Origin of the sequence: Sphingomonas sanguinis, assembly GCF_001476905.1 — a bacterium.
In the GTDB taxonomy this organism is placed as follows: Bacteria; Pseudomonadota; Alphaproteobacteria; order Sphingomonadales; family Sphingomonadaceae; genus Sphingomonas; species Sphingomonas sanguinis_B.
Window position 1 is genome coordinate 1 of the sequence record NZ_LDTE01000031.1, and the last position, 16,875, is coordinate 16,875.

General features: G+C 67.0%; 16 protein-coding genes and 2 pseudogenes. 13 read left to right on the forward strand and 5 right to left on the reverse strand.

Going from position 1 to position 16,875, the window contains the following annotated elements; translation table 11 throughout:
- From SB4_RS06190 to SB4_RS06200, 3 genes and pseudogenes are all read left to right on the forward strand, one after another.
- Positions 1-189, forward strand: a pseudogene (locus SB4_RS06190) (IS5/IS1182 family transposase); the annotation flags it as partial.
- Positions 190-423: 234 nt separating this feature from the next.
- Positions 424-2,451, forward strand: coding sequence for a S8 family serine peptidase (locus SB4_RS06195; RefSeq protein WP_058751857.1), 2,028 nt, complete (start codon positions 424-426; stop codon positions 2,449-2,451).
- A 132-nt stretch (positions 2,452-2,583) separates the two neighbouring features.
- Positions 2,584-3,252, forward strand: a complete 669-nt coding sequence (locus tag SB4_RS06200; RefSeq protein ID WP_058751858.1) for a hypothetical protein — start codon at positions 2,584-2,586, stop codon at positions 3,250-3,252.
- A gap of 112 nt (positions 3,253-3,364) precedes the next feature.
- Here SB4_RS06200 and SB4_RS06205 read toward each other — a convergent pair whose 3' ends face one another.
- Positions 3,365-3,991, reverse strand: a complete 627-nt coding sequence (locus SB4_RS06205) for a hypothetical protein (RefSeq protein WP_058751859.1) — start codon at positions 3,989-3,991, stop codon at positions 3,365-3,367.
- Entirely contained in the window at positions 3,988-4,494 is a 507-nt protein-coding gene (locus SB4_RS06210) for a hypothetical protein (protein ID WP_058751860.1), read from the reverse strand. The genes SB4_RS06205 and SB4_RS06210 overlap by 4 nt, the downstream gene beginning before the upstream one ends.
- 519 nt (positions 4,495-5,013) lie before the next feature.
- On the opposite strand from SB4_RS06210, the gene SB4_RS06215 reads away from it, so the two are divergent.
- Genes SB4_RS06215 through SB4_RS06225 form a run of 3 tightly spaced genes read left to right on the forward strand, consistent with a single transcriptional unit; the run spans position 5,014 to position 8,458 of the window.
- Positions 5,014-6,354, forward strand: coding sequence for a hypothetical protein (locus tag SB4_RS06215; protein ID WP_058751861.1), 1,341 nt, complete (start codon positions 5,014-5,016; stop codon positions 6,352-6,354).
- Positions 6,355-6,407: 53 nt separating this feature from the next.
- Positions 6,408-7,409 carry an alpha/beta fold hydrolase gene (locus SB4_RS06220; protein ID WP_058751862.1) on the forward strand — a complete coding sequence of 334 codons (1,002 nt, stop codon included), beginning with the start codon at positions 6,408-6,410 and terminating at the stop codon, positions 7,407-7,409.
- Entirely contained in the window at positions 7,406-8,458 is a 1,053-nt protein-coding gene (locus SB4_RS06225) for a serine hydrolase domain-containing protein (protein ID WP_082670016.1), read from the forward strand. The genes SB4_RS06220 and SB4_RS06225 overlap by 4 nt, the downstream gene beginning before the upstream one ends.
- 13 nt (positions 8,459-8,471) lie before the next feature.
- Here SB4_RS06225 and SB4_RS06230 read toward each other — a convergent pair whose 3' ends face one another.
- Entirely contained in the window at positions 8,472-9,644 is a 1,173-nt protein-coding gene (locus SB4_RS06230) for a winged helix-turn-helix domain-containing protein (RefSeq protein WP_058751863.1), read from the reverse strand.
- 52 nt (positions 9,645-9,696) lie between these two features.
- Here SB4_RS06230 and SB4_RS06235 point away from each other — a divergent pair, with 52 nt between their 5' ends.
- Positions 9,697-10,524 (forward strand): metallophosphoesterase family protein, encoded by an 828-nt coding sequence (locus SB4_RS06235; RefSeq protein ID WP_241488505.1) that lies wholly within the window; start codon positions 9,697-9,699, stop codon positions 10,522-10,524.
- 72 nt (positions 10,525-10,596) lie between these two features.
- Here SB4_RS06235 and SB4_RS06240 read toward each other — a convergent pair whose 3' ends face one another.
- Positions 10,597-11,613, reverse strand: a complete 1,017-nt coding sequence (locus tag SB4_RS06240; protein ID WP_058751864.1) for an aldo/keto reductase — start codon at positions 11,611-11,613, stop codon at positions 10,597-10,599.
- Between the two features lie 149 nt (positions 11,614-11,762).
- Between SB4_RS06240 and SB4_RS06245 the strand changes: the two are divergent.
- From SB4_RS06245 to SB4_RS06265, 6 genes and pseudogenes are all read left to right on the forward strand, one after another.
- Positions 11,763-12,221 (forward strand): annotated as a pseudogene (locus SB4_RS06245) (AraC family transcriptional regulator); the annotation flags it as partial.
- Positions 12,222-12,447: 226 nt separating this feature from the next.
- Complete coding sequence (locus SB4_RS18825; protein ID WP_082670018.1) at positions 12,448-12,813, forward strand: helix-turn-helix domain-containing protein; 366 nt, start codon at positions 12,448-12,450, stop codon at positions 12,811-12,813.
- A gap of 40 nt (positions 12,814-12,853) precedes the next feature.
- Complete coding sequence (locus tag SB4_RS06250; RefSeq protein WP_058751865.1) at positions 12,854-13,771, forward strand: bifunctional helix-turn-helix transcriptional regulator/GNAT family N-acetyltransferase; 918 nt, start codon at positions 12,854-12,856, stop codon at positions 13,769-13,771.
- Positions 13,768-14,316, forward strand: coding sequence for a GNAT family N-acetyltransferase (locus SB4_RS06255; protein ID WP_058751866.1), 549 nt, complete (start codon positions 13,768-13,770; stop codon positions 14,314-14,316). The genes SB4_RS06250 and SB4_RS06255 overlap by 4 nt, the downstream gene beginning before the upstream one ends.
- 86 nt (positions 14,317-14,402) lie before the next feature.
- Positions 14,403-14,855, forward strand: coding sequence for a carboxymuconolactone decarboxylase family protein (locus tag SB4_RS06260; protein WP_058751867.1), 453 nt, complete (start codon positions 14,403-14,405; stop codon positions 14,853-14,855).
- Entirely contained in the window at positions 14,848-15,729 is an 882-nt protein-coding gene (locus tag SB4_RS06265) for a sigma-70 family RNA polymerase sigma factor (protein WP_058751868.1), read from the forward strand. Before SB4_RS06260 ends, SB4_RS06265 begins: the two co-directional genes overlap by 8 nt.
- On the opposite strand, the gene SB4_RS06270 is transcribed toward SB4_RS06265, so the two are convergent.
- The gene (locus SB4_RS06270) at positions 15,699-16,862 is read right to left on the reverse strand and encodes an MFS transporter (protein WP_058751869.1); all 1,164 of its coding nucleotides are present in this window, start codon (positions 16,860-16,862) and stop codon (positions 15,699-15,701) included. The genes SB4_RS06265 and SB4_RS06270 overlap by 31 nt on opposite strands.
- Positions 16,863-16,875: the final 13 nt, after the last annotated feature.

The following is a 16,875-nucleotide window of genomic DNA, read 5'->3' on the forward strand; positions in this document are numbered from 1 at the left end:
TTTCCCGGACGGCGAAACCGCAAACGCACGATCCGATATGATAAAGACAGATACCGCGGCCGCCACTTGATCGAGAACGCCTTCTGCCGTCTCAAGGACTTCCGCCGTGTCGCTACCCGCTACGATAAACTCGCCGTCAACTTCCTCTCAGGCGTCGCCATCGCAACCGCGCTCGCATTCTGGCTCTGATTGAGTCTCAGCCCTAGCCGCCAGTGGCGGAAAGCATTTGAAACATCATCGGTGATCTCGGCAGCCATGCTGCTTGCGGCCTGTGGCGGCGGAGGTGGTGGAGGCGTTAACTCGTCCGGATCGATCCCGACGCCTGCCCCCACGCCGACGCCCAGCCCGACACCGACGCCGTCTCCCACGCCAACCCCGCCGCCCAGTGCTGCAGATAGCGCCGAGTACAAGGCGTCCGCCGCGGTGGTCGGCGCCAAGGCCGCCTATGCCTATGCCTATGACAAGGGCATCACCGGCAAGGGCGTAACCATCGCGGTCATCGACACCGGCATCGCCACCAGCAACGCCGAGTTCGCCGGCCGCATCTCGCCCGACAGTATGGCGTTCGCGAACAAGATCGCACGTTGCGCGACCTGTGCACCGGAGATGGTGACCTTCTCGCTCGACGATGTGCAGGGCCATGGCACCGAGGTCGCCTCAGTCGCGCTGGCCGCGAAAAACGGCGCGGGCGTGCACGGCGTCGCCTATGACGCCACACTACTCGCCCTCAAGATCGCCGCCCCCGATCTCGAAGGCGTCACCGCCACTTCCGTCATCAAGGAGGCCGATGGCGCCAACCCATCGAATATCGCACCCGCAATCAGCTACGCGGTGGAGAAAGGCGCCTTCGTCATCTCGTTAAGCCTGAATGGCGAAGCAGGCGGTCAGTCCGCTACCGAACAACGTGCGGCGATGGACGGCGTCGTCAAAGCCGACCGGCTGTTGGTGCAGTCCGTCTCCAACTTCGTCGACGACAAGAGCACCGCGCTAGGTACGATCACCCGCAATTTTGCCGGCAGCAGTCTGGAGAACAAGAGCAATTTCCTGTTCGGCATCCGCGTCGACAGTGCGCTGCGCCCGCCCAGCGGGAACGGCCTGCCAGGCGATCTGGCAGACCGCACGCTGGCGGTGGTCGCGACGGACGTCAGCGTCGTCGGCAAGGACGGACAGATCACCACGGTCACCGGCAACAGCTTCGCCGCCCCCGCGATCGCCGGGGCGGCTGCGCTGCTCAAGCAATACTGGCCGCAACTCGGCGGCAAGGCGATCTCGCGCATCCTGCTCGATACCGCGACCGACCTCGGCGACAAGGGTGCCGACCAGATCTTCGGCGTTGGCTTGCTCAACGTTGAGGCCGCGATGAAGGCGCAGGCCCCCACCAGCGCTTTTGCCACCGCTGATATGGTGCTGGCGCGCTATTCCTCGCTCAGCCTGTCGGGCCCGTTTGGGAGCGGCGGGCAGCTATCCGATGCCGTGACCCGCATGACGGTGTTCGACCGCTATGGCCGTGACTTCGCCATGACCGGCAGCACCGGGCTACGGAGCCGGGCTTCGGGGTTGCTGGCGGGTGCCATGCTGGGGACGATCGATCCGCCTTGGCTGGCCACCACGGCCAACGACGCAAAGTTCGGTTTCACCTCCGCTGCCACCGGTCCATGGGCCGCGGCGCGTTCCGGCCACCCGGCCACCTTCGCCTTCTCGCCTGCCGCAGGTCAGACCGTCAGCTTCAGCGCCAATGTCGCGGTCGGGCAAGGCGCGGGCATCGCCGGCTCTGCCTTGCGTGGTGTTGTCGCCGCGCCGGTCGGCACGTCATCGTCGTGGAGCGGCGGCGGCTGGTCGGCGGGCTTTGCTTCCGGCGCGTCGCACGACGGCCGCTCTGCTTTGCGCAGTGTCAGTTTCGCAACGCCGCTGGGGCTTGGTGTAGAGCTGTCCGACCTGACCGAACATGGCCAAGTGCTCGGACTCCGCGGCCATGCTGGCTTTGCCCTCTCCGGCAGCCGGACGACGCTGACCACCCTGACGGCCAGCCGCAGCGTTGCTGGCGTGCTGCTGTCGGCACGTGCTACGGCCGCCACCACCCGGGTCGTTGGCGGATCGGACCTGCTGCGCTTCACCGGCCCGATGACCGGCACCGCCTTCGCGCTCGACGCGGCGTATCGTCTCAGCGGTGGCACCGTCACGTTCGGACTGTCATCACCGCTCCGGCTGGAACGTGCCCGTGCGGTGGTTGAGGCGCCAGTCGCCTACGATCTGATGACCGGCGTGCTGGCCACCCGCCTGACCAGCGTCGACCTGACCCCGACCGCACGCGAGATGGACGTCGAGCTTGGCTGGTCGGCCGCGCTGTCGCCCACCTCCTCGCTGCGGCTCGGCGTCGCCCACGCCTTCGATGCCGGCCACGTCGCCGGCGCACAGGACATGGCAGGCTTCGTCGCGCTGGTGCTGCGATGAGGCTCGCCGTCCGGGCCCGCTCGCCACCGGCAAGCCCAGCCCGCCCGTAAAAACATACCCCCCTCACGGACCTGCCACGCCGGGACGCATCTCGGCGAACGAACTCGCACGTCCAGAATACAAGGACATAACATGATGACGAAAATCACCGCCACCGCCGCGCTGGCGTTGCTCACCGCCTGCGGATCGGCCTCGGTTGCCGAGCAGGAGGCCGCCGCGCAGACGAAGACCGCGGCCGCACCGCTGACGATCGCGGGCATCCGCATCGGCATGACCGCGCCCGAGGTGCAGGCGACGCTTGCCCGTACCGGATGGAAGGTCGAGACGTCGGCGGGCGAGGACTGGGCCGCGACCGTCGACCATGAGGCCAAGCGGCAGCAGGGCGTCTTCCCGATTGAGGAGCCGAAACAGGGTGTGGCGGTGCTGAACGCGACAAAGGGCGACGAGAGCCTGATCGTCGAGTTCCGGCCGATGCCGACGGGTGACGCGGTCAAAATCGTCAAATATGTCGCGCCTGCCGCCGGACGGGCGCCCGAGCAGATCGGCGCCGAGATGGTCAAGCGCTACGGCAAACCCGGCACCTCGCAAGTTGCCGCCTCCATCTACGAGGCGAGCTGGTGCACGGGCGGTGACCCGTGTCGCCAGATCTGGGGCAATCCGCATCAGGGGCTTGAGGTCAGGCTCGATGTCTATGGCAAGTTGAACATCGCCCTCTCGCAAGGCGTGGCGGCGGAGCGGGCATGGCAGAATGCGGTCAGCCGTGCGGTCGGTGGAGGTACGGCCCCGAAGTCGTCATTCTGACGAGCCCTACCCAAGGGCGGTCAGTTCGATGGACGGGGCGCTGGGTCGTCCCGTCCATCGACATGGATCGATGCGGCACGCGGCATGTCGCGATACCGAAATTCCGCTCTGTTCACTGCCCCAGCGTCAGGGCCCAGCGTGCGGAGAAATCGGCCCAATCCTCTGCCCACATGGCATGCTCGCTTTCGGCGAGGTCGGGATGGGGCGGCCCCCAACCGGACGCCCGGTGGGTGCGACCAAGCACGATGGCGTGGGCATGCGGAGCTTCCTCTGCCAGTTGATCGCACGGCGCATGAGCGACGACGAGACTGGTCAGGCGACGCTCCCGACCGAACCGCAATGCCGCGTAGGACAGCACCGCTCCGAAGCCGTCATGCACGGGCACATCACGATCGAACGGAAAGGTGAAGACGGCGCCCAGAAGCTTTTGATGCGGTCGGACCGCCGCGTCATAGTCGCCAAACAGCCGCCCGATAGATGTGAGGTCCGGCACGCCGGGCGCCGGGATGATCCGGTAATCGCGGGCTGTCACCGGCCAGCCGCACGCCGTTCTCACCCCATCGTCGACCGGTTTGACCGGGTTGAGCTTGGCGAAGGCAATCTGGCTCATCGTATTTTCCAGTCCGCTGCGCCGCGGTCGGACAAGGCCGAAGCCGATCGCGCGACCGGCCTCGGCACGGACATCGAAAAGCCGGTCGGAGACCGTACCCGGTGCCAGCCACTCGGGGAGCGCGGTCACTTCGTCCCTCCCGCGAAGATGCCGGACAGAAGCGCGCGCCCGTCGGCCAATCCCGCTCGCCGATCCACCTCGCTATCCCAGGGCGCGCATTCACAACCACGAAGTCCCACCGGCAGCAGGGCGAAGCAAGTGCTTCCCGGCTCCGGCGGCACGAAATGACATGACGCCCCGGCACCCAAAAAGAGGTTCAGTCCGGATGTGTAAACCGGATCGTTGCCGGCGAGCATGACCGCGAAGGTAATGTCGTCGACGCTATCCCGCGAGGCGAGCGCGATCAGCACATCGGTGTCATATGCCCGAACGAGTTCCTCGACGTCTCGGCGGGCGGGCGGTACGATTGCCGGGACGATCAGCAACCGTGCCGCCGACGCGTGAAGATAGTGCCGCAGCCGAGTGGCGGGTATTGAACCCGCATCCGGATCGACAGGAAAGCGCAGTCCGGCGAGACGTGCAGGGGTCAGGGCGGCGGCGATCGCGACCGCCTCCAGTGTCTTGATGTGCATGGTCGACTTCTATCCATGGGGGCCGCGGGCTGTTCGCGGCGATCCTCCCTGGTTATTTCACCTCTCGGCTCAGCCGATCCGCTTCCCCGACCTGTCATCATCGACCTCGCCGCCATGCGGCGCTTGGGTGGTCTTGGCGGAGCATGCCCTTGGCCATGCGACCGGTCCCGCCTTCCGGAGGCACCGTCATCGCGGTGCCGGCGGACCTGGAGGCGACGCCTCCACCAGGAGCGCTTGCGCTCCCGGCGCGCACGCGCCGACGCAGCTAAAATGACACAAATATGAAATGCCACATTTTAGCGGTATTGCGCCGCAGTTTCTGTGCGGCCCTGCATGGGGCCGCTCTGCCTTCTTCTGTGAGGGCGCCCACTTCTTTCTGTGAGCTTTCCTCCACCTTTTGTGAGGCTGTGCACGCCGCCCTTACGGCGGCGTTTACTGCGTGTGAGGGTCTGCAAGGCTATGCCTGCATGGTGTCGCGAGCGGCGAGCGTCGGCCGTCCGCATCGATGGAGCGTCGAGGATGGATCTGAATGCCCTGCTTACCCCGGCCGAGCTGGAAGTGTATCGGCGTCACATGGCGGGCGGGCAGTATGGTGACGGCAGCCCCGAACAGGAGAAGGCCGCCGCCGCGAGCGTCACCAGAATGCTGGACCTTTTGGTGACGAAGGCGGGGCGCAACGCCGTTGGAGCCCTGGGCCCCGGACGCGGCTCGATCCTATCGGAGTTGATCGCGGTACTGCTCGGCCCAGCCCCCGATCCGCAAGCCTGGATCGAGGCCATCGCCGGTGGCAGCTTCGACCTCACCGGGTACAAGGCCTATGGCAAGCGGCCGAAGACGATCGACGGTAAGCAGCCCGCGATCGGATCGCCAGGTAATTTCCTGCCCCGTCTGCTGGATCGGTACCATAAGGCGGTGGGCCATCGTCCGCCGAACGCACGGGAAATTGCCGATCTGCGGACCGCGCTGGGTATCCTGATCGCGACGTCGCTGCTCAAAGAACTGCACAACGTCACCAATGAACGGGCCGCGCTCGGCAGTGCTTGGCCGCTCGTCAGCGCAGTCTCCGGGCGACCGCATGCGGAACTCCGTCGGTTCATCGCTGGCTATGGAGACGATCCGTCGTTTCGACATCAGCTCGCCGCTGACATCCAGCGTTCGGTGATCGACTGGGCGAAGCGCCATCCGGGCAGGGTCCTGCCGACGAACAAGCAGGTCGACAGCCAGGCACAGCAGACCGACATAGAGCAGCATTTTGCCAGTGAGGCGAACTCCGAGGAGCGCCGCAAAAACGCGCTGATCGCGTTCGGCAGAATCCTGTTGTCCGGCGACAGCGAAAACGACGATCCAACGATTGATGCCGTGCTCGGCACTCTCCGTGCCGAACCGGCTTACGCTTGGCTGCGCGACATGCCGGGGCACCCCGTGCCAGCAGATTACCCCGGTGGCGAGTCACCGATGCCAACCGAGCTGCTGCGGCGATTCATGCCGGTCGCCGCTGGCCCCAGTACGACCGAGCAGGTTCTGGGACGCGCTGCCATGGCGCCCATCGCGATCATGTCGCCACGTCCCCTACGGCTGACGGAAAGCGAAATGATCAACAAGCGGCTCGATGATCTGGCGCGGTCCATTCACACGCATGTCGAGACGAAGGGCCTGCCGCCGATGGAAACCCCCATCGAGCATCTGGCGATGTTCGAGGCGAGCGTCTGTTACTGGTCGCTCAATCCGGACTGGGAGGCCCGCCAGCCTTGGGAGGATATTGGCTTCAATCTCCATGCGCCATCCCCGGAGGATGAAGACGCGGCCTACCGATTGTGGGACATGGTTACCAGCCGTACGGAGACAAAGCGAACCATCTGACGACATCGTCGCGGCGTCAGGGATATTGGCGTCGCGGCTGGTGTTACCCTTTGATGCTTCGTCCCTTTCTCGCTGCCGTCGCCTGTTCGGCCCTGCTTTCAACCACTGCGGCTGCGCAAACGGTGCCGCTCGGCGCCGATCTGGAGCGGTTCGCCTATCCGGCCCCCGTGCACTGGTTCGAGGCGACGTCACAGGGCCATCCGGTTCGCATGGCCTTTCTCGACTGGCCGGCGACCGTCACGCCCAACGGCACGACGGTCGTCCTGCTCCACGGCAAGAACTTCTGCTCCGCGACCTGGGGCGATACCGCGCGCGGGCTGGCGGCTGCGGGCTACCGTGTCATAGCGCCGGATCAGATCGGCTTCTGCAAATCGTCGAAGCCGACCGGCTATCAGTACAGTTTCCATACCATGGCCGCGCTGACCGCAGCGCTGCTCGACCGGGTCGGAGCCGGCAAGGTCGTGCTGGTCGGCCATTCGACCGGGGGCATCCTCGCCACCCGCTTCGCGCTCCTCTATCCCGAACGGGTCGCGAAGCTGGTGCTGGTCAACCCGCTCGGCCTCAACGACACGCTGAGCGAGGGCGTGCCCTATACCGACCTCGGCAAGCTGCGCGACGAGGAGGCGAAGACGGACGCGTCGTCGATCAAGGCCTATCAGCTCCGTAACTATTATCATGGGGTCTGGCGGCCGGATTACGATCGCTGGGTCGCCATGCTGGCCGGGCAATATGCCAGCCCCGATGGCGACACGGTGCGCGACGCACAGGCGCGCCTGTCCGACATGATACAGGCCCAGCCGGTCGCCGCCGAACTGCCGCGCCTGACTGTCCCGACCACGCTGATCATCGGCCAGCGCGACCTGACCGCCTTTCGCGCAAGCAGCGCACCGGAGGATCGACGGGCGCAAGTCCGCACGGTGCCGCAAGCCGCCGAGGAGGCGGTGAAGCGCATCCCCGGCGCCCGCCTTATCCGCCTGGACGATCTCGGCCATTCGCCGCAGGTCGAAGCGCCCGCCGAGTTCCTGCAATCGCTTCGCTCTGCGATGACGCCGTGAAGCGATATGCCTGCGCGCTGGTGCTCCTCCTCGCCAGCGGTTGCGATGCTGAACCTGCGCCACGGCAAGCGGCCGTGTCCGGCCCGGTCGAGACGCGCGGTTTGGACGGCGCCATCCTGGCCGACACGGTTGCTCAAGCCAGCCGTCTTCCCCGGCTCCGCTCGCTGCTGGTCCTCCGCGACGGGCAGGTGCTGGCCGAGCAGCGCTTCAACGGCGGGCCGCCGCTAGACCGGCCGGTCAATATCAAGTCCGCGTCCAAGTCGGTCCTGTCCGCACTGGTCGGCATCGCGATCGCGAAAGGCGCGCTGACCGGCGTCGATCAGCCCGTGCTGTCGGTGCTCGGCAGCGATGCGCCGCCCGATCCCGACCCGCGTCTTGCCCGGCTGACCGTCGAGGACCTGCTGACGATGCGCGCGGGATTGAAGCGGACGTCGGGCGAGAATTACGGGCGCTGGGTGTCCAGCCGCAACTGGGTCCGCTTCGCCCTCGCGCGCCCGTTCGTCGATGAGCCGGGCGGCGCGATGCTCTACTCGACCGGCAACACGCATCTGCTGTCGGCGATGCTGACCCGCGCGTCGGGACGCGACACCCACGCGCTGATGCGCGACTGGCTGGCGGAACCGCTCGGCATCACCATCCCGCCATGGTCGCGCGATCCGCAGGGCATCTTTTTCGGCGGCAACGACATGCTGATGTCGCCGCGCAGTCTGGCGCGGTTCGGCGAGCTCTATCGCCTGGGCGGCGTGATCGACGGGCGACGGATCGTGCCTGCGCGCTGGATCGAGGAAAGCTGGACCCCGCGCACCGTATCGCCGTGGAGCGGCGGACAATATGGCTATGGCTGGTTCGTCGGCGCCAGTCGCGGCCATCCGTTGCGCTTCGCCTGGGGCTATGGCGGGCAGATGCTGTTCATCGTGCCGGACCTCAAGCTGACGGTCGTCATGACCTCCGATTCCAGCGGCGCGCGCGACAATGGCCATATCGCCGCGCTCCATGCGCTGCTCGACGATGGCATCGTGCCCGCCGCCGAGCGGGGTGGAGCAACGTGACGGGCGAAGACGCTCAACCGCGATGCACGACCGCGCCGATGCGGACGGCGTCCAAACCGAGCCATGCTGCCATCCGGTCCAACTCGACCTGAAGTTGGGGCAGCGTATCAGTGGGTGCTCCCGGTTCCAGCGTAATGCGGTGCGCGAGCAGCAGCCCGGCTTGCCGATCCGCCTTGAGATCGACCCGGCCGACCAGCGCCTCGTCCATTAGGAAGGGCAGCACGTAATAGCCATGCGTGCGCCGATCCTGCGGAACGTAGATCTCGATGCGATAGTGGAAGCCGAACAGGCGTTCGGTGCGGGCCCGCTCCCAGATCAACGGATCGAACGGCGCGAGCAAGGCAGCGCTGCGCACCCGGCGCGGCATGGTCGCGTCGCGATGCATCCATGCCTTCTGGCTCCAGCCCTCGACCCGCACCGGCACGAGCACTCCGTCTTCCGCCAGATCGGAGATGGCATGATCGGCTTCGGCGGGCTTCAACCGGAAATAGTCGCGCAGGTCGCTGGCGGTCGCGACGCCCAAGGCACGGGCGCTGCGTTCGATCAGCGCACGTTGCGCCGCCTCGACCGACGGCGTGGGCAGAGCCAGCACGGCTGGCGGGATAACCCGTTCGGTCAGGTCGTACAGGCGCGCAAAGCTGCCCCGCCGGGTTGCGGTGGTGATCTGCCCGGACCAGAACAGCCATTCGAGCGCGTGCTTGACGTGGCTCCATTCCCACCAGCCGCTGTGGCTGGACCCGTTCTCGAAGTCGGCCGCGGCCAGCGGGCCCTCGGCGGTGATGCGTTCGAGCACGGAGTCAGCCTCGGCCCGGCGTTCGACCGCGAACCGACGCAGCGCCTGATAGCCGATCTCGCCTCGCTCCGCCCGTGCCATGCGCCAGCGGAGCAGCGGGTGGAGGTCGAGCGGCAGCAGCGACGCCTCGTGCGCCCAATATTCGAACATGCGCCGCTGCCGTTTCGGCCCCCACGCATCGCCCTCCAGAAGAGCTCGGTCATAGCCACCGAGCCGCGAGAATGCGGGTAGATAGTGCGCTCGCGTCAGCACGTTGACGCTATCAATCTGGAACAGGTTGAGCCGCTCGGCGGTCCCGCGCAGGTGGCGAACGGACGGGCTGTCGGGACGCGTGCGACCGAAGCCCTGGGCTGCCAGGACGATCCTGCGGGCTTCGCGGAGGGAAACGCTCATAGTGGAGAGAAGGACTGTAATCGGGCGGGCGTCAATCCAGCGGGCCGGCAGCGTGCGCGGCGCTGCCCTGCATGGCGTTTTGAAGGAGCGTCTGCCAAGTTCCGCCCGGACGCCGCGTGTGTCCGCCGAGGAGGAAGCATTGAAGATCGGGGTCATTGCCGACGCACATGGAAATCTGGCCGCGCTGGAGGCTGTCCGCGACGCGATGACTGCCGCCGCGCCCGACATGGTGGTCAATCTGGGCGACCTCGTGTCCGGCCCGTTCGATCCTGGGGCAAGCGCCGAGCTTCAGATGCGTGCTGGCTATCACACCATCGCCGGCAATCACGAGCGGCAGTTGCAGGACGGCAGCGACGGTGCCTTCGACGTTCTGGCGCGGCCGCTTCTGACCCAAGAGCATTGGGCATGGATCGGGGGGCTGCCCGCGACGCTCACTCTTTGCGACGGCGATGTCTTCGCCTGCCATGGTAGCCCGGCAGGCGGGGATCTGGAATATCTGCTCGAGGACGTGACCTCTGGCCGCGCGACGCTGGATGCCGACGTCGCCATCCGGCCACGCCTGAAGGGGATCGGGTCGGCCAGTCTGGTGCTGTGCGGACATACGCACACGCCGCGGATGGTGGCGGTGGACGGCGTGCTGATCGTCAATCCCGGTAGCGTCGGGATGCCATGCTATCGGGATCGGGGCGCGACCCCGCACGTCATGGAGGCGGGCAGCCCGCTGGCGCGCTATGCCATCGTCGAGCGTCGCAACGCCGGATGGGCGGCCCAACTGCACGGTGTGCCCTATGACTATGAGATTGCGGCGCGTCAGGCGGAGGCTTTCGGATTTCCCGCCTTTGCCCATGCCGCCCGGACGGGTCGTATCCTGCCCGGCTGATCCGCCGTCTGTTCGAACGCTAGGTCGGAGTGGCGGGACGGTCGAGAAACCGTCCCGCCGATCCTGCGACCGTCAGGCGCGATAGCCGCCTTGGCGCTCCAGCATCCAGCCGGGATATTCCGCTGGCAGCTTGGTCACCGCATCGAGCGCGGTGAGATCGTCCGCGTCGAGCGACACCGCGGTTGCGGCGATATTGTCCGTGAGCTGATCGACCCGCTTGGCCCCGACGATCACGCTCGTCACCACCGGCTGATGGAGCAGCCGGGCAAGCGCGACCTGCGCGACGGTGCAGCCCTTCGCCTCGGCGATGCGGCGCATCTCGGGGATCACCACCGAGCCACGGGTGCGATCGACCGGCGGAAAGTCGAAATTCGCGCGCCGCCCGTCCGCCGCCTGGCCCTCGCCGTCATATTTGCCCGACAGATACCCGCCCGCCAGCGGGCTCCACACCATCAGCCCGATCTTCTCGGACCGCAGCATCGGCACAATCTCGCGTTCCAGGTCGCGGCCGACCAGCGTGTAATAGGCCTGGAGCGACAGGATCGGCGCGAGCCGCCGCGCCTCGGCGATGCCGACCGCCTTCGCCACCTGCCACGCCGCCCAGTTGGACAGGCCGAGATAGCGGACGTGACCATGACGGACGAGCGTATCGAGCGCCTCCAGCGTCTCCTCGATCGGCGTCGCGGGATCGAAGCCATGGATCTGGTAGACGTCGATATGGTCGAGCCCGAGCCGCTGGAGGCTCTGCTTGCACTGGCTGAGGATGTGGCCGCGCGAGGCGCCGCGCGCATTGGGACCATCGCCCATCGGCCCCAGCACCTTGGTCGCGATGACGACATCGTCGCGCGCGATGCCCAGGTTCTTGAGCGACTGGCCGAGAATGCGCTCGCTCTCCCCGCCGGCATAGACATTGGCGGTGTCAATGAAGTTGATGCCGGCATCGAGCGCGGTCCGGACCAGCGCGTCCGCCTCATCCTGGCGAAGCTGGCCGATCTGGCCCCAGATGCCCTCGCTGCCGCCGAAGGTCATGGTGCCGAGGCAGAGTTCGGACACGAACAGGCCGCTATGTCCGAGTTGGCGCATACGCATGGGATGATAATCCTGTTGGAAGGGACGAGCCGGAGATACGCCGCGAACGTTCGGCGCCGCGACGTCGATCCGATCAAAGTCCTGCCCGATCCTATCAAAGTCATTCGTAGACGGTGCTTTCGGCGCGCGGCGAAGCTACGATTTCTGCCATGACCACGCTGTCAGACCTTGCCCAACTGATCGAGCGCCATTGGTTCGTCCATGGTCGCGAAACGCCAATTCCGGGCCTGCTCATCACCCGCACGGAGGAGCCGACCGGCATCATCCGAACGGTCTATCGGCCGTCCTTCTGCCTCGTCGTGCAGGGCGCGAAGATGTCGATGCTGGGGCCGACGCCCTATCATTATGCCGAGGGTCAATGCCTGCTCGCCTCGCTCGACCTGCCGGTCACGTCACGCATCATCCGGGCGAGCGCGGCAGAGCCCTATCTGGCGCTGTCGCTGGCCATCGAGCCCGTGACGGTGGCAGAACTGGTGGCGGAGCAGGTGAGCGCGCCAGGCCCGGCCGCCGCCTTCAACGCACTGGCGACCAGCAATCATAACCCGGCGTTGCGCGATCCTCTCAGGCGGTTGCTCGATCTGCTCGATCATCCGGCGGATCAGGCGGTACTCGCTCCGTTGATCCGGCGAGAGATCGTCTGGCGGTTGCTCGGCGGCACGCTGGGACCGGCGCTGCGCCAGATGGGCCTTGTCGACACCCACGCCGCTCGGATCGGGCGCGCGACGGCGTTCATCCGCGACCATTATGCCGAGACGCTGCGCGTGGCCGACCTCGCCGCGCTGGCGGGCATGAGCGTCCCCGGCTTCCACCGCCACTTCAAGGCGGTGACGACGATTGGGCCTTGTCGACACCCACGCCGCTCGGATCGGGCGCGCGACGGCGTTCATCCGCGACCATTATGCCGAGACGCTGCGCGTGGCCGACCTCGCCGCGCTGGCGGGCATGAGCGTCCCCGGCTTCCACCGCCACTTCAAGGCGGTGACGACGATGACGCCGGTGCAGTTCCAGAAGCAGGTCCGCTTGCAGGAAGCACGCCGCCGCCTGGTCGCCGCCGAGGAGGTCGCGCGCGTCGGCTTCGCGATCGGTTACGAAAGCCTGTCGCAGTTCAGCCGCGACTATCGCCGCCTGTTCGGGGCACCGCCGGGGCGGGATGCGGCAGCGATGCGCGCGCAACTGGTGCCGGAGCCTGCTCTGTCCTAATACTTCACTCCGTCAAGTAAATTGATCCAGCATGGCGGACATGGATGATGCAGACGTCACCGCCATCCGCCGGTTCAACCGCTTCTACACCCAGACGATCGGCGCGCTCGATGCGCGGTTTTTGGGCACCGAGGCGAGCCTGCCCGAAGCCCGTTTGCTGTTCGAGATCGCCACGCGCGAGCCGGTTACCGCCAGCGTGTTGCAGGACGCGCTCGGCATGGACGCGGGCTATCTCAGCCGCTTGGTCGCACGCTTCGAGAAGCGCGGCTGGATCGTGCGCGTGCGTCGCGACGACGATGCCCGTGCGCGTGACCTGCGGCTGACCGAGGTGGGACGTGCGGCCTTTAGCACGCTCGACCACCGCCAGAGCCATGCCGTCGGCGATCTGCTCGCGGCGGTCGACGGACAAGCGCGGCGCGATCTGGTCGAAGCCCTGACGCGCGCGCGGCTGCTGCTGGATCCGGCCTCGGGTGGGCCGTTCGTGATCCGGCCCTTTCGCACCGGCGAGCCCGCGCTGATCGCAGCGCGCCAGTCGCTCCTCTATGCCGAGAGTCATGGCTGGGGTCGCGAACTGGAGGTGATCGAGGGCGAGGTCACCGCGGCGTTCCTGCGCGACTTTAATCCCGAGCGCGAGCAATGCTGGGTCGCCGAGATCGATGGGGTGATGGCAGGCGCGGTGTTCGTGACGGACGAGGGCGAGGGGATCGCCCGGCTGCGCCTCCTCCATGTCGAGCCCTTCGCCCGTCGCCGGGGCATCGGCGATGCGCTGGTCGGCGCTTGCGTCACCTTCGCACGGGAAATGGGCTATCGTGCGTTGACGCTGTGGACCCACACCGTACTGGAGTCCGCGCGCCGCCTCTATGCCGCGCATGGTTTCGCATGTGTCGAGACGGCCATGCATGAGCGGTTCGGCATTCCACTTCAGGGCGAAACCTGGCAGCTGGAGCTAGCGGCGTGAGCGGCGACCTGACGATCCGCCTCGCGACCGAAGCTGACCTCGGGGGGCTTCGCGACCTTATGACGTTGTCGATCGATCGCGGCCAGGCAGCGGTGCTGACCCCGGCGCAGATCGTCGCCAGCCGCTCGGTGATGGGGCTCGACACGCAATTGGTACGCGACGGCACGTACTTCGTCGTCGAGGACCATGGCGTGCCGGTCGGCTGCGGCGGATGGAGCCGGCGCGCGACGCTCTATGGTGGTGACCATAGCATGAGCCTGCGCGACCCGGCGCTGCTCGATCCGGTGAAGGACGCCGCTCGCATCCGCGCCATGTACACCCACCCGGATCATGTCCGGCGGGGTATCGGCCGGATGATACTCGACCACTGCGAGCAAGCGGCACGGGCGGAAGGGTTCGCCGCCGTTGAACTGATGGGCACGGCCGGCGGCGTGCCGCTCTACGCGGCCTGCGGTTACGAGCCGGTTGAGCGCGCCGATACCCAGGTCGATGGCGTCGTCGTGCCGTTGACCCGGATGCGGAAGCGGCTGCGCGATCCGGCGTAGCGCGGCAGCGGGCAAAAATTCTGGACCGGCATGTCACAACGGTTGCCGCCGTTTCGTCATGGTGTCGGAACTCAAGGAGACCGACCATGACACCCCGTATCGCCAACCCACACGCTCTGGTCCCGGAAGCGATCAAGGCCATGATGGCGCTGGAACAGAGCTTCACGAAAAGCGGCCTCGACCACGATCTGCTCGAACTGGTGAAATTCCGCGTGTCGCAGATCAACGGCTGCGCCTTCTGCCTGCACATGCATGCGACCGACCTGCGTCGTCATGGCGAAAGCGAGATGCGCCTGTACATGCTAAGCGCATGGCGGGAATCGACGCTCTATTCGGATCGTGAGAGGGCCGCACTTGGCTGGGCGGAGGCGCTGACGCTGCTCCCCGAGACGGGGGTGCCCGATGCGGATTATGATGCGCTCAAGGCGGCATTTTTCGATGCGGAGCAGGTCTGGCTGACCATGGCGATCGGGGCGATCAACACCTGGAACCGCCTCCAGGTGGCTTTCCGCGTCGCGCATCCGGTGGACGATGCCTGACGCCGCGTTGTTCGAGGCGGAGCGGCCGCGGCTCGTCCGGCTGGCCTATCGCATGACCGGCTCGCTCGCCGAAGCGGAGGATCTGGTGCAGGATGCCTGGTTGCGCTGGTCGCAGGTGGAAGAGGTCGAGGCACCCGCCGCCTGGCTGACCCGGGTCGTCACGCGGCTCTGCCTCGATCACCTGAAGTCGGCGCGGGTGCGGCGGGAGACCTATGTCGGCACATGGTTGCCCGAGCCGCTGCTCGGCACGACCGATCCGGACGAGGTGGCCGACGATCTGACGGTCACGCTCATGCTGGCCATGGAGCGGCTGTCACCGTTGGAACGGGCCGCCTTCCTGCTCCACGATGTGTTCGACGTCGCGTTGATCGAGGTGGCCAGGACGCTGGACCGCGCACCGGCCACCGTGCGGCAACTCGCCTCCCGCGCCCGGCGGCATGTCGCGGAGGCGCGGCCGCGCTATCCGGTCGATGCGCAAGAAGCGGCGCGGATCACTCGCGCCTTCTTCGCGGCGGCGCGGGACGGCGACGCGCGTGCCTTGTCGGACCTGCTGGCGGAGGACGTCGCCATCCATTCCGATGGCGGCGGGCGCGTCCTGGCATTCCACAACATCATCCGGGGTCTGGCAAAGGCGCAGCGGTTGTTCATGGGGCTACGTCGCAAATACGCCGACGCGTCGGTGGAAGTGATCCGCTTCGCCACGATCGACGGGCTGCCCGGCTATGTCAGCCGTGCGGGCGGCGGCGTACTCCAGACCACCGCGCTCGACATCCGCGACGGCCGGATCGCGGCGATCTACATCGTCCGCAATCCGGACAAGCTCATCCGCGTCGCAACCGCTCTTCACACCGGACAAGTCCTTGCACGCGGCTGACGGCGGAGCGCCAGCAGCAGCACGAGCGCAGCCACCGCCATCGCCGCACCGGCCAGCGACACGACCGGCAGTCCCAGCCCGGCGCCGATCACACCGCCGCCGAGCACCGCGCCAAAGGCATTGCCGAGGTTGAACGCGCCGATATTCATCGCGGAGGCGAGGTTCGGCGCGTCGGAGGCCGCGTCCATCACCCGCATCTGCAACGGCGGGACGATCGCGAAGCTGGCGATGCCCCAGATCAGGATCGCGATGGCGGCGGGCCATGGCCATTGCATCACGCCCGCGAACACGACGAGCACCGTGGCGAGCACCGCGAAGTTGCCGATCAGCGTCCGCTCGATCGACCGATCGGCCAGCCGGCCGCCAAGCGTATTCCCGATCGTCAGACCGATGCCGTAGAGCATCAGCATCGCCGTCACGAACCCGGTCAATGCGTGCGTCTCATCCCGCAGGATTGGGACGATATAGGTGAAGACGGTGAACATGGCACTCGCCCCGACCACCGTCAGCGCCAGTGCCGTCAGCACGGGCTTTCGCGTCAGCACACGCAGTTCGGCCCGCATGTCGCCGCCTTCGGCAGCGGGCAGCGGCGGCAGAGCAAGACGGAGCGACGGCATCGCAATCGCGCCAACGCCTGCGATCCCGGCGAAGGCGGTGCGCCAGCCGATCGCCTCGCTGACCCAGGTCGCCGCCGGCACGCCGCCGATCGTGGCGACGGTCAGCCCGGTAAACATCGCCGCCACCGCGCCCGCGCGCTTGTCCGGCGGCACGAGGCTGGCGGCGACCACGGATCCGACGCCGAAGAAGGCGCCATGGTTGAACGAGGTGACGATTCGCGCTGCCATCAGCATCCAGTATCCATCCGCCACCGCCGACAGCGCGTTGCCGAGCGTGAAGATGCCCATCAGCGCGATCAGCAGCGTCCGCCGGTCGATCCGCCCCGTGGTTAGCGTCATCAGCGGCGCGCCGATCAGCACGCCCATCGCATAGGCGCTGACCAACAATCCGGCGGCGGGGATCGACACATGCAGGTCCCCCGCGATGACCGGCAACATGCCCATCGGCGCGAATTCGGTCACGCCGATGCCGAAGGCACCGACCGCCAGTGCGAGCAATCCGAGGTTGAACTTCATGATCCTGGCTCCC